General features: G+C 65.6%; 23 protein-coding genes, 1 tRNA gene and 1 pseudogene. 13 read left to right on the plus strand and 12 right to left on the minus strand.

The features are described 5' to 3' along the window. The first annotated feature begins 1 nt into the window (after position 1). Positions 2 to 664 carry a DNA oxidative demethylase AlkB gene (alkB, locus tag AC3A6J_RS23550; protein ID WP_487862425.1) on the plus strand — a complete coding sequence of 221 codons (663 nt, stop codon included), beginning with the start codon at positions 2 to 4 and terminating at the stop codon, positions 662 to 664. A 209-nt stretch (positions 665 to 873) separates the two neighbouring features. Here the strand turns inward: alkB and AC3A6J_RS23555 are convergent. Continuing rightward, positions 874 to 950 (minus strand) — tRNA-Met (locus AC3A6J_RS23555). 147 nt (positions 951 to 1,097) lie between these two features. Here AC3A6J_RS23555 and AC3A6J_RS23560 point away from each other — a divergent pair. Continuing rightward, positions 1,098 to 1,778 (plus strand): sigma-70 family RNA polymerase sigma factor, encoded by a 681-nt coding sequence (locus tag AC3A6J_RS23560; protein ID WP_487862426.1) that lies wholly within the window; start codon positions 1,098 to 1,100, stop codon positions 1,776 to 1,778. Beyond that, positions 1,775 to 2,734 (plus strand): hypothetical protein, encoded by a 960-nt coding sequence (locus AC3A6J_RS23565; protein ID WP_487862427.1) that lies wholly within the window; start codon positions 1,775 to 1,777, stop codon positions 2,732 to 2,734. The genes AC3A6J_RS23560 and AC3A6J_RS23565 overlap by 4 nt, the downstream gene beginning before the upstream one ends. Here the strand turns inward: AC3A6J_RS23565 and AC3A6J_RS23570 are convergent. After that, positions 2,721 to 3,500 carry an enoyl-CoA hydratase gene (locus AC3A6J_RS23570; RefSeq protein ID WP_487862428.1) on the minus strand — a complete coding sequence of 260 codons (780 nt, stop codon included), beginning with the start codon at positions 3,498 to 3,500 and terminating at the stop codon, positions 2,721 to 2,723. The two genes, AC3A6J_RS23565 and AC3A6J_RS23570, sit on opposite strands and share 14 nt — an antisense overlap. A 124-nt stretch (positions 3,501 to 3,624) precedes the next feature. On the opposite strand from AC3A6J_RS23570, the gene AC3A6J_RS23575 reads away from it, so the two are divergent. Then, on the plus strand, positions 3,625 to 4,230 hold the full coding sequence (locus tag AC3A6J_RS23575) for a DUF2325 domain-containing protein (RefSeq protein ID WP_487862429.1): 606 nt from the start codon (positions 3,625 to 3,627) through the stop codon (positions 4,228 to 4,230). A gap of 16 nt (positions 4,231 to 4,246) precedes the next feature. On the opposite strand, the gene AC3A6J_RS23580 is transcribed toward AC3A6J_RS23575, so the two are convergent. Genes AC3A6J_RS23580 through AC3A6J_RS23590 form a run of 3 tightly spaced genes read right to left on the minus strand, consistent with a single transcriptional unit; the run spans position 4,247 to position 7,997 of the window. After that, positions 4,247 to 6,118: a M61 family metallopeptidase gene (locus tag AC3A6J_RS23580; protein ID WP_487862430.1), complete on the minus strand. Its 1,872-nt coding sequence runs from the start codon at positions 6,116 to 6,118 to the stop codon at positions 4,247 to 4,249. Next, positions 6,118 to 6,843: a DsbC family protein gene (locus AC3A6J_RS23585; RefSeq protein ID WP_487862431.1), complete on the minus strand. Its 726-nt coding sequence runs from the start codon at positions 6,841 to 6,843 to the stop codon at positions 6,118 to 6,120. The genes AC3A6J_RS23580 and AC3A6J_RS23585 overlap by 1 nt, the downstream gene beginning before the upstream one ends. 20 nt (positions 6,844 to 6,863) lie before the next feature. Next, a complete protein-coding gene (locus AC3A6J_RS23590; RefSeq protein WP_487862432.1) occupies positions 6,864 to 7,997 on the minus strand; it encodes an FAD-dependent monooxygenase in 1,134 nt (377 codons plus the stop codon). Positions 7,998 to 8,080: 83 nt separating this feature from the next. On the opposite strand from AC3A6J_RS23590, the gene AC3A6J_RS23595 reads away from it, so the two are divergent. Beyond that, complete coding sequence (locus AC3A6J_RS23595; protein WP_487862433.1) at positions 8,081 to 8,962, plus strand: MOSC domain-containing protein; 882 nt, start codon at positions 8,081 to 8,083, stop codon at positions 8,960 to 8,962. A gap of 36 nt (positions 8,963 to 8,998) precedes the next feature. Here AC3A6J_RS23595 and rbsD read toward each other — a convergent pair whose 3' ends face one another. From rbsD to AC3A6J_RS23625, 6 genes are read right to left on the minus strand one after another with little or no spacing between them, the layout of a single operon-like run. Further along, positions 8,999 to 9,394: a D-ribose pyranase gene (gene rbsD / locus AC3A6J_RS23600; protein WP_487862434.1), complete on the minus strand. Its 396-nt coding sequence runs from the start codon at positions 9,392 to 9,394 to the stop codon at positions 8,999 to 9,001. Next, positions 9,391 to 10,344 carry a ribokinase gene (gene rbsK / locus AC3A6J_RS23605; RefSeq protein ID WP_487862435.1) on the minus strand — a complete coding sequence of 318 codons (954 nt, stop codon included), beginning with the start codon at positions 10,342 to 10,344 and terminating at the stop codon, positions 9,391 to 9,393. Before rbsK ends, rbsD begins: the two co-directional genes overlap by 4 nt. After that, the gene (locus tag AC3A6J_RS23610) at positions 10,341 to 11,420 is read right to left on the minus strand and encodes a LacI family DNA-binding transcriptional regulator (RefSeq protein ID WP_487862436.1); all 1,080 of its coding nucleotides are present in this window, start codon (positions 11,418 to 11,420) and stop codon (positions 10,341 to 10,343) included. Before AC3A6J_RS23610 ends, rbsK begins: the two co-directional genes overlap by 4 nt. 18 nt (positions 11,421 to 11,438) lie before the next feature. Next, positions 11,439 to 12,437, minus strand: coding sequence for an ABC transporter permease (locus AC3A6J_RS23615; protein WP_487862437.1), 999 nt, complete (start codon positions 12,435 to 12,437; stop codon positions 11,439 to 11,441). After that, on the minus strand, positions 12,434 to 14,056 hold the full coding sequence (locus AC3A6J_RS23620) for a sugar ABC transporter ATP-binding protein (protein WP_487862438.1): 1,623 nt from the start codon (positions 14,054 to 14,056) through the stop codon (positions 12,434 to 12,436). The genes AC3A6J_RS23615 and AC3A6J_RS23620 overlap by 4 nt, the downstream gene beginning before the upstream one ends. 32 nt (positions 14,057 to 14,088) lie before the next feature. After that, positions 14,089 to 15,048 carry a substrate-binding domain-containing protein gene (locus AC3A6J_RS23625; protein WP_487862439.1) on the minus strand — a complete coding sequence of 320 codons (960 nt, stop codon included), beginning with the start codon at positions 15,046 to 15,048 and terminating at the stop codon, positions 14,089 to 14,091. A gap of 209 nt (positions 15,049 to 15,257) precedes the next feature. Between AC3A6J_RS23625 and AC3A6J_RS23630 the strand changes: the two are divergent. The 3 genes and pseudogenes from AC3A6J_RS23630 to AC3A6J_RS23640 all read left to right on the plus strand — a co-directional run. Then, positions 15,258 to 15,356, plus strand: a pseudogene (locus tag AC3A6J_RS23630) (GTPase); the annotation flags it as partial. 137 nt (positions 15,357 to 15,493) lie between these two features. Beyond that, positions 15,494 to 16,081 carry a hypothetical protein gene (locus AC3A6J_RS23635; protein ID WP_487862440.1) on the plus strand — a complete coding sequence of 196 codons (588 nt, stop codon included), beginning with the start codon at positions 15,494 to 15,496 and terminating at the stop codon, positions 16,079 to 16,081. A 930-nt stretch (positions 16,082 to 17,011) separates the two neighbouring features. Beyond that, a complete protein-coding gene (locus AC3A6J_RS23640) occupies positions 17,012 to 19,498 on the plus strand; it encodes an RNA-binding domain-containing protein (protein ID WP_487862441.1) in 2,487 nt (828 codons plus the stop codon). On the opposite strand, the gene AC3A6J_RS23645 is transcribed toward AC3A6J_RS23640, so the two are convergent. Further along, positions 19,495 to 20,394, minus strand: coding sequence for a recombinase family protein (locus tag AC3A6J_RS23645; protein ID WP_487862442.1), 900 nt, complete (start codon positions 20,392 to 20,394; stop codon positions 19,495 to 19,497). The genes AC3A6J_RS23640 and AC3A6J_RS23645 overlap by 4 nt on opposite strands. Before the next feature lie 1,206 nt (positions 20,395 to 21,600). Between AC3A6J_RS23645 and tnpA the strand changes: the two genes are divergently transcribed. From tnpA to AC3A6J_RS23670, 5 genes are all read left to right on the plus strand, one after another. Next, complete coding sequence (tnpA, locus tag AC3A6J_RS23650; RefSeq protein WP_487862443.1) at positions 21,601 to 22,029, plus strand: IS66-like element accessory protein TnpA; 429 nt, start codon at positions 21,601 to 21,603, stop codon at positions 22,027 to 22,029. Then, complete coding sequence (gene tnpB / locus AC3A6J_RS23655; RefSeq protein ID WP_487862444.1) at positions 22,026 to 22,364, plus strand: IS66 family insertion sequence element accessory protein TnpB; 339 nt, start codon at positions 22,026 to 22,028, stop codon at positions 22,362 to 22,364. The genes tnpA and tnpB overlap by 4 nt, the downstream gene beginning before the upstream one ends. A 364-nt stretch (positions 22,365 to 22,728) precedes the next feature. After that, positions 22,729 to 24,165 carry an IS66 family transposase gene (gene tnpC / locus AC3A6J_RS23660; RefSeq protein WP_487862450.1) on the plus strand — a complete coding sequence of 479 codons (1,437 nt, stop codon included), beginning with the start codon at positions 22,729 to 22,731 and terminating at the stop codon, positions 24,163 to 24,165. Further along, entirely contained in the window at positions 24,162 to 24,665 is a 504-nt protein-coding gene (locus tag AC3A6J_RS23665) for a hypothetical protein (protein ID WP_487862445.1), read from the plus strand. Before tnpC ends, AC3A6J_RS23665 begins: the two co-directional genes overlap by 4 nt. Positions 24,666 to 24,955: 290 nt before the next feature. Next, on the plus strand, positions 24,956 to 25,126 hold the full coding sequence (locus AC3A6J_RS23670) for a hypothetical protein (protein ID WP_487862446.1): 171 nt from the start codon (positions 24,956 to 24,958) through the stop codon (positions 25,124 to 25,126). Positions 25,127 to 25,142 lie beyond the last annotated feature (16 nt).

Raw genomic sequence — 25,142 nt, forward strand, 5'->3', positions numbered from 1 at the left:
CATGAGCACGCGCGATCTTTTCGACGACGCGCCCGAAGCCGAACCACCGCGCGGGAAACAGGCGCTCGGCCCCGGTGCCTTCGTGCTGCGCGGGTTTGCGCTGCCGTTCGTGGACGAACTGCTCCCTGCGCTGGAGGCCGTCGCGCAGCGCGCCCCGTTCCGCCACCTCGTGACCCCCGGCGGCTTCACCATGTCGGTGGCCATGACCAACTGCGGCCGGCTCGGCTGGATCTCGGACCGGCGCGGCTACCGCTACGGCGAGCACGATCCGCAGACCGGCGAACCCTGGCCGCCGATGCCCGAGCCCTTCGAGCGGCTCGCCACCGCGGCGGCCGCCGAGGCGGGCTTCGACGGCTTTGCGCCCGACGCCTGCCTGGTCAACCGCTACGAACCCGGCACGCGGTTGTCGCTGCACCAGGACAAGGACGAGCGCGACTACGCCGCGCCCATCGTCTCGGTCTCGCTCGGCATGCCAGCCGTCTTTCTCTTCGGCGGCCTCGCGCGCGGCGACAAGCCCGCGCGCGTTCCGCTCGCGCACGGCGACGTGGTGGTCTGGGGCGGCCCCGACCGGCTGCGCTACCACGGCGTGCTGCCGCTGGCCGACCGGCCGCATCCGCTGCTGGGCAGCCGGCGCATCAATTTGACGTTTCGCAAGGCCGGGTGAAGCGGCGGTTTCGACTTGGATGAGTTGTTCCGGTTTTCTGTGCACAACTCTGTGGGTTGTCTGAGGAACGGGGTGCCCAATGCCAGCACTGGCGCGGGTTCGCACCACATTGCCTGCGGAACAGGCAGCCGGCGGAGCAGGGGAAAACTGCCGGCCGGCGGGCATGAAAAAAGCCCTAAGTAGTTGATCTACTTAGGGCTTTTGGGTGTTGGTGGCTCTTCACGGATTCGAACCGCGGACCTGTGGATTATGATTCCATCGCTCTAACCGACTGAGCTAAAGAGCCGTTCGGCACAGTGCTGCACCGAGCCCAAGATTATAGCGCAGGCTGCAGCCCCCTGATCAAGCCCTCCCACGCACCGCGGCGTCTTTTTTGAGCCGCCCAACCCCGTTGCCCGGCGTGGCCCGTAGAAGCCCGGGTGACAATCCGCCCATGTCCGCGCTACCCCGCGCCCCTTCCGCCCAAGCCGCCAACGAGCGCGAAGCCATGCCCGACGACCAGTTGATGCTGGCCTACGCGCGCGGCGACGGCGCGGCCTTCGACGTGCTCTATGCGCGCCACGAGGCCGGGCTGTTCCGCTTCGTCAAGCGGCTGCTCGGTGCACGGCTGGCGTCGCAGGCGGACGAGGTGTTCCAGGACACCTGGGTGCGGATCATTGGCGCGCGCGAGAGCTTCTCGCCACAGGGCGCGGCCTGGCGCACGTGGGCCTTCACGATTGCGCACAACCTCGCCATGGACCGGCTGCGCGTGAGCGGGCGCGAAGTGGCGCTCGACGATGCGCACGGTGGCGACGACGACAGCGACCACGGCGCGGTGCGGATGCTCGACCGGGGCGTGCGCGCCGCGGCCGGCCACGCCGGGGCGCATCCCTCGGCCGAGGAGCTCGCGTTCTGGCGCGCCGCGGGCCGGCGCCTGTTGGCCTGCCTCGACGAACTGCCGGCCGAGCAACGCGCCGCCTTCCTGCTGCACCACGAGGACGGCATGACGGTCGAAGCGCTCGCGGCCAGCCTGCAGATCGGCTTCGAGACCGTGCGCAGCCGGCTGCGCTACGGCTTGCAGAAACTGCGCACCTGTATGGCGCGCTACCTGTCGGTGCTGGAGCAGGGCGCATGACCACCACCGGCCCCCGCGACGACGACGACGCACTGCGCGATCCCGCGTTGCGCCGCGCGCTCGACCATGCGCCCGATCGCGAGGCATTGCCCGACCCCCGCACCCGCGATGCGATCCGCAAGATGGCGCACAACCTTGCGCCTGCTCCGTCGGCGGCAGCAGCGGCTGCCATCCCCTGGTGGCGCCGCTGGTTCGGTGGTGCTGGCGGCGCGAAGAACCGAATGCCCTGGAATGCGGCCTTCGCCACGGTGCTCGTGGCGACCTTCGTCACGGTGCTCTGGCAGCGCGAGCCGGTGCCCGATGCGCGGCTGGACGGGGAGGCGCGTGTCGCGCAGGCCCCTGCGCCGGCACCAACACCTGCACCTGCACCTGCACCGGAGGCCGCGCGCAGCCGGCTCGAAACAGAGGCAGCGCAGCGACGGACCGAGCCAGCACATGAGCCAGCACCTTCCGCGGCAGCGTCGGACCGCGCTGCGATCGAGCCGGAGCGCAGCACGTCGCCCGCGCGGCAATCCGCCCCGGCGCCCGCGCAAGCGCCAGAACAGGCGATGCAGGCCGAGGCTTCAGGCGCTTCGCGCCAGGCCCTGGTCGCACGCAAAGCCGCACCAGCGCCGGCCGCCGCGCCGGCGCGTGCGCCTTCGTTCGCAGCGCTCGACCGCTGGACCTCGCTGAACTGGATGGCCGGCGGTCAGGCCGTGCGAGAGGCACGCGGTGACACCGAAGGTCTGGCGGCACTGGTGAACGCTGTCGCGCGCTCGGCCATCCTGCCGGGCAGCGCGCTGGCTGCGCCGGTCGAGGCGCAGATCGAGCTGCACGCGGACGCGCAGCTGCTCGCGGTGCTCGAGATCGCGGGCGACCAGGTGCGCTGGACGGCCCCGCAGGGCGGCGCCAGCTTCGTCGGCACGCCGCCCGCGCCGGCGCTCGCGGTGCTGCGCGCAGCGCTCAGGCGTTCTTGAAGTCGGGCTGGCGCTTGGCCAGGAAGGCGTCCATGCCTTCCTTCTGGTCCTGCGTGGCGAACAGCGCGTGGAACAGCCGGCGCTCGAACATCACGCCGTCGGAGAGGCCGCTCTCGAAGGCGCGGTTGACCGATTCCTTGGCCGCCATCACCGCGATCTGCGAATAGCCGGCAATGACCAGCGCGGCGCCCAGCGCTTCGTCGGCGAGCTTGTCGTAGGGCACCACACGGCTCACGAGCCCGGCGCGCTCGGCCTCGGCCGCGTCCATCATGCGAGCGGTGAGCGCCATGTCCATCGCCTTGCTCTTGCCCACTGCGCGCGGCAGGCGCTGCGTGCCGCCCGCGCCGGGGATCACGCCGATCTTGATCTCGGGCTGGCCGAACTTGGCGTTGTCGGCCGCGATGATGAAGTCGCACATCATCGCGAGCTCGCAGCCGCCGCCCAGCGCGAAACCGCTCACCGCGGCGATCACCGGCTTGCGGATCGAGCGGATGGTTTCCCAGTTGCGCGTGATGTAGTCGCCCTTGTAGGTGTCGATGAAGCTGTACTTGGCCATGGCCGCGATGTCGGCGCCGGCCGCGAACGCGCGCTCGCTGCCCGTGATGATGATGCAGCCGATCGCGTCGTCGGCATCGAAGGCCTTGAGCGCGTGGCCCAGCTCGGTCATCAGCGCGTCGTTCAGCGCATTGAGCGCCTTCGGACGGTTGAGGGTGACGATGCCGACCTTGCCTGCTTCGGTCCGCACGTCGATGTTTTCGTAGCTCATGGTGTCTCCGGAAAAGGGGAAGAAAACGCGCTTCACTATACCCAGCATCGCTGTGCGGCCGTGGCTGCGGCAGGGCTTCATTTGAGAATTATTCTCATCTAGAATGCCCGCCATGGAATCCCCCATGCAAGAACATGCCGTGCTGCTGCGGGCCTATGCCCGCGCCCAGGAGCGCTGCTCGCGCCTCCTGGCGGAGCAGGCCGCCCGGATCGAGCGGCTCGAGGCGCAGGTCGTGCGATTGCGCGGTGCGCTGGTGGCGCGCGATTCGGCCATCGCGCTCGTGCGCGAGGAGCTTTCGGCGCGTGCGGCTGCGGGCGGTGCATTGCCGAAGCGGCTGCATGGCCTGCTGGCGCCGGTGCGCCGGCGCGCGCCGTTGCCGTTGCCATCTGCGGACCTGCGCGAGAAAGCTGTGCTGTGCGTCGGCCGCACGGAAGAGGCCGAAGCGCCTTCGCTCGCTCGCCAGCTGGTCGAGATCGCCGGCGGGCGCTACCTGCACCATGGTGGCGGCGATGCCGATGCGCATGCGCTCGAAGCAGGGCTGCGTGCGGCCGACCTCGTGATCTGCCAGACCGGCTGCGTGAGCCACGGCGCCTACTGGCGCGTGCAGGACCACTGTCGTCGCACCGGCAAGCCCTGCGTGCTCGTGGGCGATGCGCAGCCGGTCCAGTTCATGCGCCAGCAGCCGGCCAACGCCGCCGCTGCCGAAGAACAGGCACACGGCCTGCGCTGATGCTGATGCGTGCGGCTCAGCCGCCTTCGCTGGGCGCAAGCCAGACCGACACCTTGGCCGGATCGTGCGCGAACAGCCGCCAGGTGGTGGCACCGACCGGCAGCACGAGCGGCAACCTGAGCAGCTTGCGGTCGCGCGCGACGATGGCGGTGCAGCGCGTGGCACCGCCGAGGTAGAGCGCCAGATCGTCGAGCTTGGCGATACGCCAGGCCTGGCCGGTGCGCTGCTGCTGTCCCTTGCGGCCGGTGGCGGGCAGCTCGATGCCGATCCATTCGTCATTCGCCGAGAAGCCGGCCTTCTCGGCCGCGCCGCCGCGCAGCACCACCTTGACCTGCACGTTGCCGTTGCTTTCGGCCACACGCAGGCCCAGGGCCTGGGCCTGCTGCGACGGATCTTCGAGCGCGGCCACGCCGTGCGCGCGCAGCAGCGCGGACAGCGGCAGCTCGTCGGTCGAATGCACCCATTGCGCCAGCTCCGCGGCATACGGGCGGCCGCCCACGGCCTCGAGTGCGGCGGCAATGCCGGCTTCGTCGATCGGCCCGCCGCCGCTGTGCGTCCAGAGGTGCCGCATCACGTCGTCGAGCGTGCCCTTGCCTTCGCGGCGCAGCGTGAGGTCGAAGCACAGCGCGACCAGCGCGCCCTTGGTGTAGTAGCTGACGGTGCTGTTGGGCGTCTGCTCGTCCTGCCGGTAGTACTTGACCCAGGCGTCGAAGCTCGCGTCGGCCACCGGCTGTACGAGGCGGCCCGGGGTCTGCAGCACCTGGTTGATGGTCTTGTTGAGCAGGCGCAGGTAGCCGGCGTCGTCGATGCGCCCGGCCCGGCGCAGCAGCAGGTCGTCGTAGTAGCTCGTGAAGCCTTCGAAGAACCACAGCAGTTGCGTGTAGTTCTCGCGGCCGTAGTCGTAGCGCGCGAACTCGGCCGGGCGCATGCGCTTGACGTTCCAGGTATGGAAGTACTCATGGCTGATGAGGCCCATCAGCGTGGTGTAGCCCTCGGGCTGCTTCTTCGCGCCGCGCTGCGGCAGGTCGCGCCGGTTGCAGATCAGCGCCGTGGAATGCCGGTGCTCGAGCCCGCCGTAGCCGTCGTCCACCGCGTTGAGCATGAAGACGTAGCGGTCGATCGGCAGCGCCGGACCGCCGCCCCTCTTGCCGGTCTTTCCGGCCTTGTCGCCGTGCCAGAAGCGCAGCTCGGCCTCGCAGATGGCCTGGGTGTCGGCGATCAGCCGCTCGCCGTCGAACGAGGCCGCGGCGCCCGCGACCACGAAGCGGTGCGACACGCCGCAGGCTTCGAACTCGGCGCTCCAGAAGGCGCCCATCTCGACCGGGCTGTCGGCGAGTTCGTCGTAGTCGGCGGCCAGGTAGCGACCGAAGCCCTGCCTGTCGATCTTCGCGGGCCGCAGCGCGGTGGCGCACGACCAGCGTGCGGCATCGGGCGTGGGCAGTGCGGGTGCGACGACCTCGAGCGCATGCGGCGCCTCGGTGTGGCCCTCGACGCGCAAGCACAGGCTGGTGCCGTTGAAGAAGCCACGTGCGGCATCGAGCCAGGCGGTGCGCACCGAGTTGTCGTAGGCGCACACCTGGTAGTGCAGCACCAGAGGCTGGCCCGGCGCGCAGTCGATCTGCCAGTTGCATTTGTCGAGCTGCACGAGCAGGGGCTTGCGGCGCCCCTGCGTGGCCCGCAGGCCCTGCAGGTTCTTGGCGAATTCGCGCACCAGGTAGCTGCCCGGAATCCACACCGGCAGCGAGACACGCTGTTGCGCCGCGGGCGCGGCAATGGTCAGGGTGACGGCGTAGAGATGCGCATGCAGGTCGGCGCATTCGATGCGGTAGTGCACCGCCGCCTCCGGCACCGCCTTGCCGGCGCGCCGGGATGGAGTCTGCGCGGCCATCAGTTGGTGGACGCGGCGAGTTGCTTCTCGACCTGCTCCGCGGGAATGGCGCCCGGCGTGCGCGTGCCGTCGGCAAAGATGAGCGTGGGCGTCCCGGTGATGTTGTACTTGCGGCCGAACTCCACGTTGCGCTGCAGGGCGGTCACGTCGCAGCCGGCGGCTGCGGCGGTGGGCTTGACGTTGGCTTCCATCCAGTCGCTCCAGGCCTTGCCCTTGTCCTTGCTGCACCAGATGTCGCGCGACTTGGTGGCCGAGTCGGCACCGAGCACCGGGTAGAGGAACAGGTACATCGTGATGTTGTCGACCGACTTCATGTCCTTCTCGAAGCGCTTGCAGTAACCGCAGTTCGGGTCTTCGAACACCGCGAGCTTGCGCTTGCCGTTGCCGCGCACGATCTTGATCGCGTCCTTCACGGGCAGCTTGTCGAACGACACCTGGCTGAGCTTCTCGAGGCGCTCCTCGGTCAGGTTCTTGCGCGCGTTCACGTCGATCAGGTTGCCCTGGAGCAGGTAGTTGCCCATCTCGTCGGTGTAGTAGATCTGGAAGCCGTTCACGCGCACTTCGTAGAGGCCGGGCATCGGCGACTTGGTGACTTCGTCGATCGTCGGGAACTGCGGGATCCGCGCGGGCAGGTTCTTGCGGATCTCGGCCTCGCCGGCCAGGGCCGTGGCGGCCGATGCGAGCATGCAGGCGGCGAGAATTACGTGGCGTGCGAATGTCTTCATTGGGGCTCTCTTGGATGGATTCATGCCTTCAAGCCCATCGCCTGGTTGGCGATCCATTGCTTGAGAAGGCGCGTGCGGTCGAAGCCGCGCATGCCCCAGTTGCGCAGCGCGGGCAGCGGATCGGTGCTGTGCGAAAAAAGCTGCTGCAGGCCGTCGGTGGCGAGGCTCATCTGCAGCACGCCGGCGCGGCGCGCGCGCTCGTAGCGGCGCAGCAGGCGGAGGTCGCCCACGCTGCGCCAGTAGTCGCGGTGAGTGATCAGGTCGGCCAGCATGGCTGCATCGGCCAGGCCGAGATTGAGGCCTTGGCCCGCGAGCGGATGCACGGTATGCGCGGCATCGCCCGCCAGCGCCCACGACTGCGGCGCGCCCTGCGCCGCCGGCATGGTGCCGGTCCAGCGGTCGGCCATCGCGCGTGAGAGCGGCCAGGCGCTGCGCTCGCTCGCGAGCTGCAGCGCGCCCAGGGCGCCGTGGCTGGCTTCGGTCACGGCCGTGCTGAATTCGTCGGGGCCGAGCGCGAGCAGGTCGGGCGCGCGGAACTGGTCGACCGACCACACCAGCGCGAGCGAGCGCCCCTGCGCACCGCCCATGGGCAGCAGCGCGAGCACTTCGCCCTTGTCGTTGAACCACTGGCGCGCCGTGCCGTCGTGCGGCTGCGCGGACTCGAGCCGTGCCGCGATCGCATGCTGGGGATAGCGCGTGACTTCGTAGCTCACGCCCAGCGCTTCGCGCGTGGCGCTTGCCTTGCCTTCGCACACCACGGTGAGCGGAGCGGGAACGGGTTCGGCCACCACCTCGACCTGCGGCTGGAAGCGCACCGCATCGGCGAGCTGTTGCTCGAGCGCGGGCACGTCGACGATCCAGGCCAGCGCCTCGACCTCCTGCCGCGCGGCGCTGAACTGCACGCGGCCGCCCTCGTCGCCGTTCACGCGCATCTCGCGCACCGGCGTGGCATGGGCGGCATCGGGCCAGGCGCGCAGCGATTCGAGCAGCGTCTTCGAAGCCGTGTTGAGCGCATAGGCCCGGATGTCCGGCTTGCCCGCCGCGGCGGGCGGAACCACCAGCGCGACCCGCACGCGTTCGCGCGCGAGCAACAGGGCCAGCGTCCGGCCGACGATGCCGGCGCCGCGTATGCAAACTTCAGGGGGAAGGGCCATTCGGCCATTGTAAGAACATGCCCGGCGCCGGCCGGGGCGCGACCCAATGCGGGACAATCGCCGCGAATTTCAAGGAACCCCACGTGCCACAGCCCGACTTCGACTTTCAAGCCACCATCTCGCGCCTGTTCGTCTACCCCGTCAAATCGTGCTCGGGGGTCGAGCTCCCCGAGGCGCTGCTGACCGAGACGGGGCTCGAGTTCGACCGGGCCTGGATGGTGGTCGATGCCGAAGGCGAATTCGTCACGCAGCGGCAGCTCCCGCGCATGGCGCTGATCCGGCCGCAGATGAAGCACACCGAGGCGGTGCTGCGCGCGCCGGGCATGCTGGCGCTGCACCTGGCGTTCGACCGGGTCGAGAAGCCGGTGCGCGTGCGGGTCTGGAAGGACGAGGTCGCCGCCTACGACATGGGCGACATCGCGGCGCAGTGGTTCAGCGACTTCCTCTCCGAACCGGGCAAGCCGCAGGCGCTGCGGCTGGTGCGCTTCGATCCCGAGCACAAGCGGCTGTCGAACCTCGAGTGGACCGGCGGTGCCGAGGCCACGAACCAGTTCGCCGATGGCTATCCGCTGCTGGTGGCCAGCGAAGGCTCGCTCGCCGAACTCAACGAGCGGCTGGCCGCGGCGGGCCACGATGCCGTCGGCATCGAGCGCTTTCGCCCGAACATCGTGCTCGCCGGCATCGAGGCGCACGACGAGGACCGCGTTGATGCGCTGCACATCGCCACCGCCGAAGGCGAAGCCGAACTGAAGCCGGTCAAGCCGTGCACGCGCTGCCCGATCCCCGACATCGACCCGGCAACCGGCCTCAGCAGCCCCGAGGTCGGCGACATGCTGCGCACCTACCGCGCCGATGCGCGGGTCGACGGGCGCATCACCTTCGGCATGAACTGCATCGTGGTGTCGGGCGTGGAGCAGATGCTCCGGGTGGGGCAGGCCATGGGTGCGAACTACCGCTTCGAATAGAACCGCCGCGCCGGCGGCGTTGCTGCATTCAGAACGTCAGAACGCGACGCCGGCCACCAGCATGATGTTGGCGTAGGGCGTGCATTCGCCAGTGCGCACGATGGCGCGCGCCTGGGCGCTGCGGCGCTTGAATTCCTCGTGCGACACCGTCTGCGGCGCGATGCCGAGCGACGGGGGATACCAGTCGGGCAAGGCACGGCTGCCGTCCTTCAGCGCCTCGTCGGCGATCACGACGGCCTCGACCTGCATTTCCGACAGCACCGCCTGGAGCACGTCGGCGAGCAGCGGCACGCCGCGCGCCACGGCCAGGTCGATGCGGCGCGGACCGTCGGGGATCGGCAGGCCGGCGTCGCCGATCACGAGCATGTCGCCGTGGCCGAGTGCGGCGATCACGTGGGAGAGTTCGGCATGCAGCAGGGCAGAGCGTTTCACAGCGCGGTCCAGTCGGGTGGCAGGGGGCTTTGCAGCACGGCGTCGCGCTGCGGGATCGAAGGTTGCGCGCCGGGCTGCTGGATGCACAGCGCGGCGGCGCGGATGCCCAGGCGCACCGCGGCGTCGAAGGATTGCCCTTCGCCGAGCGCCACCGCCAGCGCGCCGAGAAAGGTGTCGCCTGCGGCGGTGGTGTCGACCGGCTGCACCTTCGGCGCGGGATGGTGGCGGGCGCCGTCGGCGTCCACCGCCACTGCGCCGCGCGCGCCGAGCGTCACGACCACGCGTGCGATGCCCCTGGCGCGCAGCACCTGGCCCGCGAGCGCCGCCTGCCGCGGGCTGTCGGCCGGCAGCCCGCACAGCGCCTCGGCCTCGATCTCGTTGACCACCAGCGTGTCGATGCGCGGCCACATCGCGTCGGCGATGGGTTGCACCGGCGACGGATTGAGCAGCACCTTGCAGCCGGCATCGTGGGCCACCGCGACGGCGCGCGCCACCTGGTCCATCGGTACCTCGAACTGCGCAACAAGAAAGGCCGCATCCGCAAGCTGCGCGCGCAGCGCGGGCTCGTCGAGCGCCACCTGCGCATTGGCGCCCGGCACCATCACGATGCGGTTCTGGCCGCTGTCTTCCACCAGGATCAGCGCGGTGCCGGTGGGCTCGCCGCCGGCGGCGGTGCGCAGCGCGGCGGTGTCGATGCCGTCGCGCGCAAGCGCGTCGCGCAGTGCGCGGCCATGGGCATCGTCGCCGACGCAACCGACCATCGCGACGCGGGCGCCCTGACGTGCGCAGCTCACGGCCTGGTTCGCACCCTTGCCGCCCGGAATGTGGTCGATCGAACGGCCGAGCAGGGTCTCGCCGGCGGCGGGCGCCTGCGGCACGCGCAGCACGATGTCCATATTGAGGCTGCCGAGCACCACGATGCGCGGCAATGAAGAGGGGTTCGGACTCACGGGGTGCGGGACTTTCTTTGCTCCGCGGCGGGTGCCTCGGACGTGGGGGTGGCGGCCCGGCGCGAGCTCGAATGTCGTGCGGTCGATGCGCGCACGCGCAGTTCGGGCTGCAGCACCACCTTGCGCGGGTCGCGCCGCTTGCCGCCGACGCGCTCGAGCAGCATGTCGACCGCCAGCGCGCCGATGCGTTCCTTGGGTTGCGCCACGGTGGTGAGCGGCGGGCTGGTGTAGGCCGAGAGTTCGATGTCGTCGAAGCCGACGATCGAGAGGTCGTCGGGCACGTGCACGCCGCTCTCGTGCGCGGCGCGCAGTGCGCCGATGGCCATCAGGTCGTTGCAGACGAACACGGCCGAAGGCGCCTCTTCGGTGCGCAGGATCGCATGCATGGCCTCGTAGCCGCCCTGGCTCGTGAACCCCCCGCGCCAGAGCAGCGCGTCGGCATTCGGTGCGGCGCCGGTTTCGGCCAGCGCCATGCGCCAGCCCTCGATGCGCTGCTCGCTCGGCATCACGCCGACCGGACCGCCGATGCAGGCGATGCGCCGATGGCCGAGCGACAGCAGGTGCCGCACCGCGAGCAGGCCGCCCTGCATGTGGGCCGTCTCCACGAGGTCGCAGTCGGGGTCGGCGATCTCGCGGTCGACCAGCACCGTCGGGATGCGCAGCCCGTGCAGCTGCGTGACCAGCGAGTCGTCGTCGCCGGCGCCGGTGGACACCACGATCAGCCCGTCGATGCGGCGCTCGGCCAGCACCTGCAGGTACACGCTCTGCCGGCGCGGCTCGTCGTCGGTGTTGCACAGCACCAGCGTGTAGCCGGCGCCGAAGCAACGGTCTTCGACGATGCGCACGATCTCGGCGAAGTACGGGTTCGAGCTGTTCGGAATCAGCATGCCGAGCGTCGACGTGGTGTTGCTCTTGAGGCTGCGCGCCATCGCGTTGGGCACGTAGCCCAGCTCGCGGATCGCCTGCTCCACGCGCTCGCGGCCCTTGGCGCTCACATGGCGCGTGTCGTTGACCACGTGCGAGACGGTGGTGACCGAAACCCCGGCGCGCAGCGCGACGTCCTTGATGGTGGCCATGGATGCTTCGTCCTTCCTTCAGGCCAGGCGCCGTTCGGCACGGCGCTGGCGCAGGGTGTCGATGATCACCGCGACCACGATCACCGCACCCGTGATGATGCGCTTGCTCGGCTCGCTCGCGCCGACCTGCGCCAGCCCGGCCTCGAGCACCGCGATGATGAGCACGCCGAAGAAGGTGTTGACCACCGAGCCACGCCCGCCCATGAGGCTGGTGCCGCCGATGACCACGGCCGCGATCACCTGCAGCTCGATGCCGACGCCGGCATTCGGATCGGCCGCCTCGAGGCGGGCCGACTGCATCAGCCCGGCAAGGCCGGCCAGCACGCCGGTGGCGGCGAACACGATGATGCGGATCGGCCGCGGATCGATGCCCGCGAGCCGCATCGCCTCTTCGTTGGTGCCGATGCCCACCACATGGCGGCCGAAGACGGTGCGCGTGAGCACCAGCTGGCCCACGACCACCAGCACCACCGCGATCACGAACGCGGCCGAGATGCCGCCGATCCACGGCGTGGCGAGGCCGGAGATGGCGTCGCCCACGTACTGCGTGCGCGAGTCGGTCACGAGGTAGGCGCCGCCGCGCACCGCCTCGAGCATGCCGAGCGAGACGATGAAGCTCGGCAGTCGCCAGGCCACCGAGACCGCGCCGGTGATGGTGCCGCAGACCAGCCCGGTCGCGAGGCCCAGCGCTGCGGCGAGCGGCACCGAGAGCTTCCATTCGAGGATCGCCGCGGCCGTGACCGCCGCGCTGAGCGCCAGCACCGAGCCCACGGAGAGATCGATGCCCGCGATGATCAGCACGAAGGTCATGCCGACCGCCATCACCGCCAGCGCGGGAATCTCGTTGGCGATCGAGACGAAGGTCTCGCGCGTGAGGAAGTATTCGCTGAGCGTGCCGAAGAGGGCAATCATGCCGACGAGCACGACGGTCAGGCCGAGGTAGGTGCCGAGCTGGCCCCGCCATGCGGACGGTGCGGAGGCGGCTGGGGCGGCAGAGGGTGGGGCGGCTGCGTTCATGGTGTCTCGGCAGGGGCCGTTCGGCCGGGGGTCGATTCGGAAGGGGCGGCGTCGTCGGGGTCGTTCGGGGCGGCGGGGCGGCCCGCCGCGTCGCTGAACGCGGCCGCGAGCAGCGACTGTTCGCTCCAAGCGCCGCGCTCGAACACCGCCACGAGCCGCCCGGCGCTCATCACACCGATGCGGTCGCACATGGCCATCAGTTCGCGCAGGTCGCTCGACACCATCAGCAGCGCGCGGCCGGCGTCGGTCATGCGGTCGAGTTCCGCGTACAGGTGGGCGCGCGCGCCCACGTCCACGCCGCGCGTGGGCTCGTCGAGCAGCAGCACCTTGCATTCGCGGTGCAGCCAGCGCGCGAACACCACCTTCTGCTGGTTGCCGCCGCTCAACGTGGCCACCGGCTGCTCGATGCTGCGCGAGCGGATGCGAAGCAGATCGACCAGGCGCCGCGCGATGCCGCGTTCGCGCGCGCGCTGCAGCCAGCCGGCGCGCGAGACCGCACCCAGATCGCTCAGCGTGGCATTGACGCGGATCGACTGCGCGAGCAGCAGGCCCTGCGACTTGCGGTCTTCGGTGACGAGGCCGATGCCGGCGCGGATCGCCTGCATTGGCGAGCGCCAGCCCCTGGCGACACGGCGCACCGGCTGGCCGCCGGCGTCGTGCAGCACGATCTCGCCGCGGTCCGCGCGATCGGCGCCGAACAGCAGCCGCACGAGCTCGGTGCGGCCCGAGCCGACCAGGCCCGCGAGGCCCATGACCTCGCCGGCATGCAGCGCGATGTCGACGTCGCGCACCGCGTCGGCCCGGCCCAGGCCGCGCGCGCTCAGCAGCACCGGTCCGGCCACGCGGCGCGGGCGGCCCTCGTGCTCGTGCACCGCGCGGCCGACCATGCGCTGCACCAGCTCGGATTCCCGCACGCCGGCCATCGGCCGCACGTCCACCAGGCGGCCGTCGCGCAGCACCGCCACGCGGTCTGCAATGCGCTGCAGTTCCTCCAGCCGGTGCGAGACATAGACGATCGCCACGCCACGCGCCTTGAGCAGCGCGATCTGCTCGAACAGGTGCGCGGTCTCGCGCGGCGTGAGCATGGCGGTGGGCTCGTCGAGCACCAGCACGCGCGTGTCGTCCTGCAGGTTGCGCGCGATCTCCACCATCTGCTGCTGGCCGATGCCGAGCCGCGCGACCGGCATGGCCGGGTCGATGTTCTGCATGCCGATCTTCGCGAGCTGGCGCGCGGCCAGTTCGTGCAGCTGGCCGCGGCGGATCCAGCCGCTCGTGTGCGGCAGCCGGTCGAGCAGCAGGTTCTCGGCCACCGACAGCGTGGTGACCAGGCCGAGCTCCTGCATGACCATGCGCACGCCCAGGCGCTCGGCGTCGCGGCGCGAGGCCGGCGCGAAGGCCGCGCCATCGAGCAGCATGCGCCCGCGCGTGGGCTGCACCAGCCCGCAGACGATCTTCGACAGCGTGCTCTTGCCGGCGCCGTTCTCGCCGGTGAGCGCCAGCACCTCGCCCGCGTTCAGGTCGAGCGAAACGCCGTCGAGCACCGGCGCCGCGTAGTCCTTGCCGAGCCCGCTGGCGGACAGCACGGGCACGGCCACGATGGCGGCGGCGGATGCGTTCACGATCGGCTTTCGCGGCGGTGCTGCGCTGCGCTTTACTTGGCCGGCGACGATTTCGTCACCAGCACCACGTCGGTCTTCACCGCCGCGGGCATCTCGGACTGCTTCTTCTTGTCGGCCAGCGCCTTGAGCGCGGTCTCGATGCCGAACACCGCCTGCTTCGCGGCGAACTGGTCGGCCGTGGCGAGCACCCGGCCGTCCGCCAGCATCGGCTTGATGGCGCCGATGTTGTCGTAGCCCACCACCAGCACCTTGCCGGTCTTGCCGGCGGCCTTGACCGCGGCGACCGCGCCCAGCGCCATGCTGTCGTTGCCGGCGAGCAGTGCCTTCAGGTCGGGATGCTCGCGCATCATGCCGGCCGCGACGGTGTTGCCCTTGTCGATTTCCCACTGGCCAGACTGCACGCCCACCACGGTGGCGCCGGCTGCCTTCATCGCATCCTGGTAGCCGAGGGTGCGCTGCTGCGCATTGAAGGTGGTCGATACGCCTTCGATGATGCCGACCTTGTCGCCGGCCTTCAGGCTCTTGGCGAGCTCGTCGCCCACCAGCTTGGCGCCTGCGCGGTTGTCGGGGCCGACGAAGGGCACCTGGATACCCTTTTCCTTCAGCGCCGCGGCATCGAGCTGGTTGTCGATGTTGACCACGAGAATGCCGCGGTCGATGGCGGTCTTGATCACCGGCACCAGGGCCTTGGAGTCGGCCGGGGCGATGACCAGCGCATTGATCTTCTGCGCCATCATCTGCTCGACCATCTTGATCTGGGCGGCCGTGTCGGTCTCATCCTTGATGCCGTTGGCCACCAGCGTGTACTGCGCCGCATTGGCCTTCTGGTGCGCCTTGGCGCCGTCTTCCATGGTGCGGAAGAACTCGTTGGCGAGCGACTTCATGACCAGCGCGACCTTGGGTTTCTCCTGCGCGAAGGCGGCGGGCGCGCAGAGGCTGCCCAGGAGGGCCAGGGCGGCGGCGCTTTGCAGGGTGCGGCGGGTGAACTTCATGGTGTGTCTCCAGGGAGGGATGATCGGGCGCCGGTCTGTGCCGGGGGTGCCGATATTACCGAAGGAAAACGTTTGCGCAAACGTTTGCTATTTGGTTTTTGATCGGGTTTAACCCTGAGGGAGCGACCGTTGGGAGCGGCGCAAAGGCGTGCCGGCCGGAGGGCGCGCCGGGCCGACTTAAAATCCGCGGTTACCCAAGAGGACCCCCCATGAGTTTGCAATGCGGCATCGTCGGCCTGCCCAACGTCGGTAAATCCACCCTTTTCAATGCGCTGACCAAGGCCGGCCTCGCGGCGGAGAACTATCCGTTAGCCTAGGCTTACTGACCATCCTTTGAGCCTCAAGGACTTCCGGGATGCAGTCAAGAATGACTGGCAAAACCAGGACAAATTTTCGGGACTGGTGCACGCATCCCGCGCTGTTCAATCGCCCGAGGGTATATCGGATGGAAATCGAATCCCGGCACAGCGATATCCTTGGCAAAAACCAACCGCAAGGGGCACTGATGGAATTGGGCAAGGTCGAAAAATTGATCCTGGAATGGTGTGTTGACAACAAAATACGTGCAGGGAACGTGCTGTCGGCACGGCCTTTGATGTATCAGCTCTCCCAGAAGCTAAACCCGAAGGAATCTGACGGGCTCATGCACTCGCTCGAAAACCTTGTCGCGCTTGGCTACCTGGCATCTGACAAAGGCAACTTCCGGTTGACGGATGGCGGCTTCCACTTCATCTACGATGATGAGTTCGACAGGCAACGCTTCAGCTACCCGGCAGAACCCGCTCCAATGACTTCCAACACCTACAATTTCCACGGCACCGGTCAGAACATCCAGATTGGCGACAACAACTCGCAGCAGATCGTGTCGGCGATTGAGTTGCTGGCCGCTGAGATCGATAAAGCAAACGTGACGCCCGAGGAAAAGCACAAGGCCAAACAGATGTTGCTCGCCGCACTTCAAAATCCGGTCGTTTCGGGTCTTCTGTCAGGAGTCGGCGCGACCGGCTTGGCCAAGCTGCTTGGCATGGGCTGAACGAGAAAAGGCTCACTATGGGACGATGCGCCGCGATGAAGTCGACTCCGGTTTCGATCAGCCCACTCACAAATTGCACGTTGCGGCCAGCCGATCCAGCTTGGCGATCAGCATGGTGGCTTCGCAGCAAGTAGCCGAATTCGCTGTCGTCCCCCATGCGCCAACCTATTGAACCCACGGAGATACTCGGGAACATCAGCCAAGGCGGATGTGGCTCGCCATTGCCGTCAAATTCGGCAGTGAACAGTGGCCAGAGCGGGTCATCCGGAGGGAATCGCCTGTCCTGCGACGGCAAGTGTGCCGCCGCAGCATCTGGCGGCACTTCCGGGATCGCTTCGTCGACGGTAGGTTGTGAACATGCGTTCGCAAACGTCCAGGGTCCCCGCCCTCAACGCAGAAAGAGCTCACCGGGCGCTACGAAGGGTCTTGGGCGGCCTGCGCAACACTTTGCGCGGGGCCTTCGCCTCCGGTCCGCGCGTGTCGATGTGAGCTGCGTGACGGGCGTTTGTTATTGAGCACTCGACGGGCAGCACTTAATTGCCTCGGCGGGGCAAGCAACGCTTCGGCGAGCCTCGTCACCGTGACTTCCCTCCGTGCGGGCTTGAGTGTTGGCGCCGGCCGAAATTTGACCCACTGGGGGTCGAAGTTCAACCGGCGCCGACAATCATGGGCAGCAGGATCACTGCAACACCAGCCTCAATGTAAGGTCGCACGCCTTCCTGAATCTCGCAGCGCAAAAGCCTGTTGCTCCTCTCGGGCGGACCATGTAGGCGATTCAGGTGTGGCTCGCCATCGCCGTCGAGTTCCTGACGTGTCGGGCCAAGTATAGTCGTAGTGCTTTCAAATCCTCTCTTACAAATGCAGCTACAAAAACACATCCAGGACGTCTTAGCCTGCATATCCGCAGCCACGATAGGCCAAGAAGTCGCTATGACTTTCTGCCCGAAAGGGTTGCCGATCCCGAAAGAGGGAGCATTGTGGGATTACAAAGCAGCGTTCGACAGTGAAAAAATCTCTTATGCAGAAGTTGCAAAGGATATTCTTTCATTTTACAACTCTTACGGGGGCTATCTTTTCATCGGTATTGCGGAGCTCAAAACGGACGAAGTTTTTCAGGTTTGTGGATTTCAAAAGCCTGATGATTTCGTGACGAAGCTCCGAGCCGCGGTTGAGTCCTACTCGTCAAAAAATATCGATTTTACTGTCTTTGATTTTTTGATTGGTGAGCTCCCTGTGGCTGCCGTGTATATACCAAAAAGATCAGTGAGCGTGGCGCCCGCCTTTTTAGTGAGGCCGGGCCCCGAAAAAAAACCTGGAAAGGTCCTGTTCAACGAAAAGAGCACATATTTTCGTGAGAATGATAAAACGATTCAGGCGCTAATTCCTTCTCATTGGGAGTTTCTTAACTCAGGACGTCGTTATGAGGATTTGCAGGCTGCGCCGACGGGTTTATCCGCTATCGCTGTTGATACGCGCTATATCCCCCACAATCTTCCGGATAAGAACCTCATATGCGCACACTTATTTGGTCGAGAGGATCTGATCGTTGCGCTTTGGGCTTGGGTTGCCGATGATCTGGAGCCTGTTCGGCTCTTGGCTGGGGCGGGGGGCAAAGGAAAAACTTCTATAGCTTACGAGTTTGCAACCAATTTTTATCGAAAAGCTCCTGAACCATTTGTTCAGGTATTCTGGGCCTCCGCTAAGAAGAGGCAGTTTCTTCCCGAAAGAAACGATTATATGGATTTGCCTGAGTGCATTTACTCAAATCCCATCGAGTTGCTGGTGGCATTGGCTGGCGCCACTGCGGCAATAACTGACGGTGAGCGGGATAGTGGGGAGCACAATGAATACACATTGCAACGAAAACTGCGAGATAGTTTAAGGGTGCTTCCGAGCTTGGTTGTTATTGATGACATTGATTCGCTCTCCCCTGGCGATCAAAAACGAGTTTTTGAGCTTACTCAGCAAATGGCTGCAAATACCCCCTCAAAATTTCTCCTCACCACTCGTGCCAATTTTGCATTTTCGGATAGTCAGTGTATTTTGGTGCCCGGACTGCGCGGAGAGCCATATAAATCTTTTGTTCAAGATCGGATGCTCAAGCTCGGTATCGAAAAGGTCAAAGGCGTCGATGTTAAACGACTGGAAAGTACCAGTGATGGTTCACCTCTTTGGACCGATTCAATCTTAAGATTGATTAAGCAAGGGCGCACGCTTGATGCGGCGTTGAAGGAATGGCAGGGTAAGCCAGGAGAGGATGCCCGTGCCGCGGCGCTGGAAAAAGAGTTAACTGCGCTCTCAGCCCCTGCAAAACGAATCCTCTATGTCGCGTCCATACTTCAAAGTTCTTCCAGAGCCGAACTGCTGGAGATAACTGGAATTGGAAAGGTTGAATTCGATGAGGCGATATCACAGCTTCAAACTTTCTTTCTGGTTGATGCTCCAAAAATTATTGCCAAGGAACCCCGCTTTTCGGTTCCGGAGTCGACTGCTTTGGCAGTCTCTGAACTCGGGCGAAAGATGGTGCCTGACCATCAACGCCTCGCTTCGGCAACGAGAGAACTACAAAAATCAAGCATAAAGAGATCCGCCAAACCTCGAACGCAGATTGCCTTTGTGGTTAGTCAAACTATGGCATTGCTCCGAGCAGGAAAGTATGACGATGCTTTCGAGACTGTCGAAGCTTCGCTGAAATCTCAACCGAAAGATCCAGATCTCCTTTTATTAAAGGGCCGCTGCCTACTTGCAATGAAGGACTCGAAAGCTGCGGAGGCTTTCTCGGATTCATACAATAATAACCAGCGCAAGCCATTGCTCTTTGAGCTTTGGCATGAGGCTTCCGCGCGAGACGGTCAAGCTGCAGCTTGTCTGGATATCTCGAATCTTGCTATAGATGCTCGATGCGAATTGGCGACTTGGTTGCCCTTCAGGGCTAGAGCGAAGGCCGAGATTGGGCTGACCAGAAGCCGGGAGGGGAATAACAAAGGAGCAATCGATATGTTGGGTGGTGCAGCAGATGATCTTGGTAAAACTTTGGGTCAAATTAGTCTGTCTGAAAACACCCGAAGTGCCACGCACGGAGACCTTGAAATCATCAACGATATGACGTGGAGGCTTGCGAGCAGTTTGAGTGGAATCGAGGGCGAATTGATTGCTTTCGATGCTGCAAAAAAAGCCTTAGCGCTAGGAGACATTCGGGCGGCAACGATTGAACGACTGACGCGGGTAACGTTGTCGCTGACGGTTCCAGAGGAAAATTCACAGAATTCCGCCGCTTTTCGAGCGGGGCAACTACGCTTGAGAGACGCGATTGACACTCTGGATGCGGCAGGTGCGAAAGTGTCAACTGGCGAAGAAATTAAGCGTGATATAAATTCTTTAGTGACGCGCTTGCGGTCCGCTCGACGAGCCAGTTAGAAAACGATGCTTCGTTCCTGGCAATGCTCTTCTTGATCGCATTTCGGGCCGTAGCTGCCGTTGGTTGCATTTGTGATCTTCATTTCTTGATTTTTATTCGTTTCTCCCTTCTGCCGAGCGATTTCGTATTGGCAACTGGTATCGGCCGAAGAGTATTCCTCAATTTTTGACGGATGGTCGCCTCGCCGTGGAGTAAAGCTTGGTTCGCGGCTCACCATAATTTGATTTTGATGTGGGGTGCGAGCGAGGAGCCTCTGAATTTGGTTCAAGTGCCATTTGCCTCCCTTGGAAGTTTTGACGCCAGCCTCATTTAGCTCGGCGACCATCGCCCGTTGCGACAAGTGTCGTGCGCGCATTCCAGCCACCAGACCGCGCATTCGAGATGCAAACGCGTCTGCGGTATTCTGGCTGTCGGCGATGTGACGCCGTAGGTTGGTCGCCCCCGTCTTACCGAGTGCGACTCCACGAGCCTTCGCCGCTGCTAAGGCCACTCGAGTGCGCTCGCTGATCTGGTCGCGCTCCCATTCAGACATGACCGCGAACATTTGGATCATCACCTTGTTCGCGTGCGGCATGTCGGCAGCGACGAAATCCACGCCGGTCTCGATCAAACCGGTGACGAAGTGGACGTTACGGGCGAGACGGTCTAGCTTCGCGATTAACAGCGTCGCGCCGGTGCGCTTGCATAGCTCAAGGGCCAGCCGGAGCTGAGGACGTCTTTCGAGGGCGTTGGCACCTTTGCCTGTCTCGGTCTCGAATAGCTCCTCTATGGCCGTTTTGCCGCGGTCTGCGAGGAACCGTGCAACCGTTTGCTGCTGTGCTTCCAGGCCGAGCCCGGAGGCTCCTTGACGTTGGGTGCTGACTCGGTAGTAGGCGACGAACTTGTCCTGGTTCATGATGGCTCGATCCGGAGGGTGACTACATGCAAGGACGGTCGTCCTGTGCGTATCCAGAGCCTACGGGGCCGTCGATGCCGAGGGAAGGAGGGCTGTTGTATCGGCGAGGACGCAGCCGTCAAATGCCCGAAGCGCTTGCTGAGTGCAGGTGCAAGCAAGCTGTGGCGCCTTATACAAGGAGAGTGCTCACTCGCCTATAATCAGAGGTGAAATGCAGAGCGTTTCCGGTGCGCTACCCACATCGGATCGGTCTTCCCTTGTCGGTAATGAATGCTCGGGGGAGGGCGACGGGGCAGTAGTCCCACGGTCGAATGAGGAGCCTGGCCTGCGACCAGAGGTGAAGTTGCCCAGCTAAACCCTGGAGTGCCACTGCCTCGCCAGTGCGGATCACGAGGACGCCTGACCTTGATACCTTGTGATCCAACATAAGAGTGGCTGATCTTGTGATGTAACTGTACTGAAGCACCCATCGAGGAATCGGGAGTTTTGGGAATGGTGAAGGCTGCGAACCCGGCTGCGTGCGGGGTTTAGCGAAGCTTTGCCCACTCCCTGAAGCTCCTTCCCTGAAGCTCCTTCTATCTTCCCTATACCCCCAGTTGAGCATCGTTGGTATAGATCAGCTTCCCTTCCGATCCTTGCCGTGGGTCAAGAGGGTGTAGTCAGCCAGGCAGTAGCGCGGTAGCGGGTACCCTCTTGACCCCTCAAGCCACGGGCATCACGCCGGACCGCGACCTGAGAATCCCCGAGGTGCTAACCGGACCTTGACACCCCTGTACGGGATGATTGGGTTCTCTGGCCCTCGACGCCGTTTTTCCTCCGGACTGAGAAGACCCCTTGCAGGGCCGAACCAGCCGGGCCGCGGGGTCATCCATGTATAAGGATGGAGCCCTTCCTCATGGGTATTGTGTGATTAAAAACACAGCGGTTTTGCCGGAGCACTGCGGACGCCCCACGATTAGAAAACGAGGCTATCTGCTTAGTTGCGCAGGCGGTTTGGGCACTCGATCCCGGCACTTTAGTCTTGGCGCTATCGCTAGCCCCTGCGACCGCGCAAACTCCCCATTCGGACATCGTTTTACGGGCGCGCTGAGCCATTGATCTGCGTCAATGGTGACGACGTGGTGCAATGCCTCGGCCCCTCGCTCCGGCACGGCGTGAGCGTCCAGTCCGACCATCTTGAAAGCCGGCTCGGAGCATAGGAGCCTCGTGTCCACTTCAACTCTTGGTGGACACGTGAACACTATCCCCGATCAACAAGCCGGCAGTGGCCGGCGGCGTCGCATGCACAGTGACGAGTTCAAGGCCGATGCGGTGGCGGCCTGCGCGCATCCTGGCATGTCGATGGCCGCAGTGGCAATGGCCCACGGCATCAACGCCAACCTGCTGCGGCGTTGGGTGCACGAGGCCGAGATGAAGCCAGGAAGCGAGGTCGTGCGCGCAAACGTCGTGGATGGAGCCAACGCGCAAAAGCCCAAGACCGTCTTCGTTCCGGTCAGCTTGCCGGCACCGGCGCCACCGGCTCATGTCCCAGACATTCGCATCGAGCTGCGGCGTGGACCGACGACGGTCACGGTGACCTGGCCGGCGAGCGCCGCCAGCGAGTGCGCGGCCTGGATGCGCGAGCTGCTTCGATGATCCGCATCGACGCGATGTGGCTCGCTGCCGATCCCATCGATATGCGCGCCGGCGCCGAGCGCCTGTTGGCGCGCGTCGTGCAAGTCTTCGGCGCAGCGCAGGCGCACCACGGCTACCTGTTCGCGAACGCCCGCGGCACGCGTGTGAAGCTGCTGGTGCACGACGGCTTCGGCGTGTGGTGCGCGGCGCGCCGGCTCAACGCGGGGCGCGTCGTCTGGCCGGGCACGACCCACACGACGCCCTTGCTGTCGCTCACACCTGCGCAATTCGACGCCTTGGTCCTGGGCCTGCCGTGGCAGCGGCTTCCCGAGCTGAGCGTCATCACGCGAGCCTGAGGAGCCGGCGCCAACGCCATCTGCCCATGCGTTGACAGTGGATGTGCCGAGGTTGGCATTGCCGTGCACTGGCATCATTCAACGCATGCTTGGTGCGCGTGATCTTCCTGCAGCGAATCCTTCGGGACTGTCCGCCGAGACAGCTGCGCTGGTTGGTCAGTTGCTCCAGCGGCTGCAAGACCAGGAGCAGCAGCTGGCCGAGCATGGCCGTGTCCTCGCGCAGCGCGACCAGGCTCTTGCCGAGCGCGACGCGCTGCTGCAGCGCAAGGACCGTGAGATCGCACTGCGCGAGGCCAAGATCGAGAAGATCACCTTCGAGCTGGCCAGGCTCAAGCGCTGGAAGTTCGGCGCCAAGTCCGAGGCCATGAATGCCGAGCAGCGCCGCCTGTTCGAGGAGACGCTGGCCGAGGACGAGGCGGGCCTGCGCGAGCAGCTCGAGCGGCTTCGGCGGGAAGCCGCCGCGGCCGCGGCCGCCGCAGCAACCTCGGACACAACGACCAAGGCGCCCCCACGTCGGCCGCGCCGCAACCCGTTCCCCGATCACTTGCGCCGTGTCGAACACCACCACGAGCCCGAGCGCACCGACTGCCTGGAGCCCGGCTGCGGGCGCCCGATGACGCGCATCGGCCAGGAGGTCAGCGAGCGCCTGGACATCGTGCCGGCCGAGTTCTTCGTGCACCGCCACATCTATGGCAAGTGGGCCTGCCGCTGCTGCCAGGTGCTGCGCCAGGCGCCCAGCGTGGCAGAAGTCATCGAGGGCGGTATCGCTGCCAGCGGCTTCGTCGCGCACACGCTGATCAGCCGCTTCGTGGACCACATGCCGTACTACCGGCAAGCGACCATCAACGCCCGCAGCGGCGTGCACACACCGCGCTCGACGCTGGCGTCCATCACCGGCCAGGCCGGTGCGGCGCTGGAGCCGCTGCACGAGGCGCACAGGCGCTTCATCCTCAGCTGCGCGGTGCTGCACGCCGATGAGACCCCAGTGGCCCTGCTGGACCCCGGCGCGGGTAAGACGCGCCGAGCCTACGTCTGGGCCTACGCCAGAAGCTGGCACGACAAGGTGCCTGGTGTGATTTACGAGTTCTGCCCGGGACGCGGGGCGCAGTATCCGCTGGCATTCCTGGGCGGCCAGGATAGACACGGCAGACGATGGTCGGGCACGTTGCTGACCGACCGCAACAGCGCCTACGAGGCCGTGGTCGATCCGCGGCTGTATCCGGACCGCCTGGGCGCAGCCTGCGCCGCGCACGCGCGCCGCAACTTCGAAGAGTTGACGCACGACGGCACCAGCGTGGTGGGCCTGGAGGCGGTGCGTCGCTTCGCGCGCATCTACGGGGTCGAGGCACAGCTCAAAGAGCTCAGCGATGACGAGCGCCGGGCGCAACGCCAGCAGCTCGCCAGGCCGCTGTGGGAAGAGCTCAAGCACTGGCTACAACTGGAGCGCTGGCTGGTAGCCGACGGTGGCCCGACGGCCAAGGCCATCGACTACGCGCTGGGGCACTGGGCCGCGCTGACGCGTCACCTGGATGACGGCGCGGTTGCCATCGACAACAACCACCTCGAGCGTCAGATCAAACCCTGGGCGATGGGCCGCAGGGCATGGATGTTCGTGGGCAGTGAACTGGCCGGCCAGCGCGCCGCCATCGTGATGAGCCTGGTGCAGTCGGCGCGCCTGAACGGCCATGACCCCTGGGCCTACCTGCGCGACGTGCTGCAGCGCCTGCCGACGCAGCGCAGCAGCCAGATCGAGGACTTGCTGCCGCACCGATGGCAGCCAGCGTCCGACGCGCGACCATGACCTTGCTCACGCAGGCCGTGATGGTCCGGGCGAACATCGACGTCGACCGCATGAGCGCGCAACAAAAGGTTGAGCTGGCTGACGAAATCTACGTCCAGCAGCCGAACCTGCTGGCCTCCATCCTCGTGTTGCCTCGCTACGGAGTCGACATGCTGCAGCTTGAGGTGCCGATCCACGTTCTGCTGGTCGCCTTCCAGGCCATGAAGCACTGCGGGCACGCCTTGCCGACGATCTCTGAAGACGTCCAGGAAACCTGCTTGCAGCGGCTGACGGCGACGATGAGGTTCACCGAGGGCGTGCCGCCAGACCTCGTCGCGCAGATGATCACGAAGTCCTGCGCCGACCACCCCGAGCGCTACCTGCTGGCATTTGTGTACGGCTACCTCGGCGAGCACGACCTGCTGCGCGTGCGGACTGACGCCGAGAAGCTCTTGCTGCTGGCCGCGCTCAACCTCGTGGAGTGCGTTGCCTACGTCGGAGCACAGCTGCGGTCCAAGTGACCCTCGTGCGGCCGGTCAAGATGGGATGACTGGACGCTCACGGCACGGCGAACGGAGCGCCTTGCATGGCGCGAGACGACGCTGGAGATGGCGCCGCTCCTGCCGCTACTGCAAAAGAGCTAAAAATCTTGCAGACGATCCGCAAAAAGCGGAGAAAAGACGCGCAAGAAAGTCGCAATTTCGCTCCCGTGATTCGCAAGGCGACGCGGGTTCAGTAAGCCACCACAGCAAATAGCTGAATTTCCGGATGCCATACGGTGCCACTCGAAAACACAAACAGTTTCCGCAAGATGTTCACAGCCATCGCGTTGTGCCGCGGGGTGTTCTTGGACATTCCCGTTCTGGTCCTGGTCTATACCGCACTCGATGCGCTTGCCTGGGCGAGATACGGAGACGAGATTGATCTTGCCCCCGTATTTCAGGACACGGACTATTCGCAATGTAGCGTCTGCTCGATCTGAGCAAGGCGCTGGTGGG

Source organism: Variovorax sp. Soil_C_39 (assembly GCF_057656815.1).

Bases quoted from the DNA above. Each gene is read 5' to 3' on its own strand.
- AC3A6J_RS23580 (WP_487862430.1), bottom strand. From the start codon at position 6,118: ATGGCCGCGCAGACTCCATCCCGGCGCGCCGGCAAGGCGGTGCCGGAG.
- AC3A6J_RS23625 (WP_487862439.1), bottom strand. From the start codon at position 15,048: ATGAAGTTCACCCGCCGCACCCTGCAAAGCGCCGCCGCCCTGGCCCTC.
- alkB (WP_487862425.1), top strand. From the start codon at position 2: ATGAGCACGCGCGATCTTTTCGACGACGCGCCCGAAGCCGAACCACCG.
- AC3A6J_RS23565 (WP_487862427.1), top strand. From the start codon at position 1,775: ATGACCACCACCGGCCCCCGCGACGACGACGACGCACTGCGCGATCCC.
- AC3A6J_RS23645 (WP_487862442.1), bottom strand. From the start codon at position 20,394: ATGAACCAGGACAAGTTCGTCGCCTACTACCGAGTCAGCACCCAACGT.
- AC3A6J_RS23585 (WP_487862431.1), bottom strand. From the start codon at position 6,843: ATGAAGACATTCGCACGCCACGTAATTCTCGCCGCCTGCATGCTCGCA.
- tnpB (WP_487862444.1), top strand. From the start codon at position 22,026: ATGATCCGCATCGACGCGATGTGGCTCGCTGCCGATCCCATCGATATG.
- AC3A6J_RS23610 (WP_487862436.1), bottom strand. From the start codon at position 11,420: ATGGCCACCATCAAGGACGTCGCGCTGCGCGCCGGGGTTTCGGTCACC.
- AC3A6J_RS23590 (WP_487862432.1), bottom strand. From the start codon at position 7,997: ATGGCCCTTCCCCCTGAAGTTTGCATACGCGGCGCCGGCATCGTCGGC.
- AC3A6J_RS23670 (WP_487862446.1), top strand. From the start codon at position 24,956: ATGTTCACAGCCATCGCGTTGTGCCGCGGGGTGTTCTTGGACATTCCC.
- AC3A6J_RS23575 (WP_487862429.1), top strand. From the start codon at position 3,625: ATGCAAGAACATGCCGTGCTGCTGCGGGCCTATGCCCGCGCCCAGGAG.
- AC3A6J_RS23570 (WP_487862428.1), bottom strand. From the start codon at position 3,500: ATGAGCTACGAAAACATCGACGTGCGGACCGAAGCAGGCAAGGTCGGC.
- AC3A6J_RS23665 (WP_487862445.1), top strand. From the start codon at position 24,162: ATGACCTTGCTCACGCAGGCCGTGATGGTCCGGGCGAACATCGACGTC.
- AC3A6J_RS23640 (WP_487862441.1), top strand. From the start codon at position 17,012: ATGACTTTCTGCCCGAAAGGGTTGCCGATCCCGAAAGAGGGAGCATTG.
- AC3A6J_RS23615 (WP_487862437.1), bottom strand. From the start codon at position 12,437: ATGAACGCAGCCGCCCCACCCTCTGCCGCCCCAGCCGCCTCCGCACCG.
- AC3A6J_RS23635 (WP_487862440.1), top strand. From the start codon at position 15,494: ATGGAAATCGAATCCCGGCACAGCGATATCCTTGGCAAAAACCAACCG.
- tnpC (WP_487862450.1), top strand. From the start codon at position 22,729: ATGAATGCCGAGCAGCGCCGCCTGTTCGAGGAGACGCTGGCCGAGGAC.
- AC3A6J_RS23560 (WP_487862426.1), top strand. From the start codon at position 1,098: ATGTCCGCGCTACCCCGCGCCCCTTCCGCCCAAGCCGCCAACGAGCGC.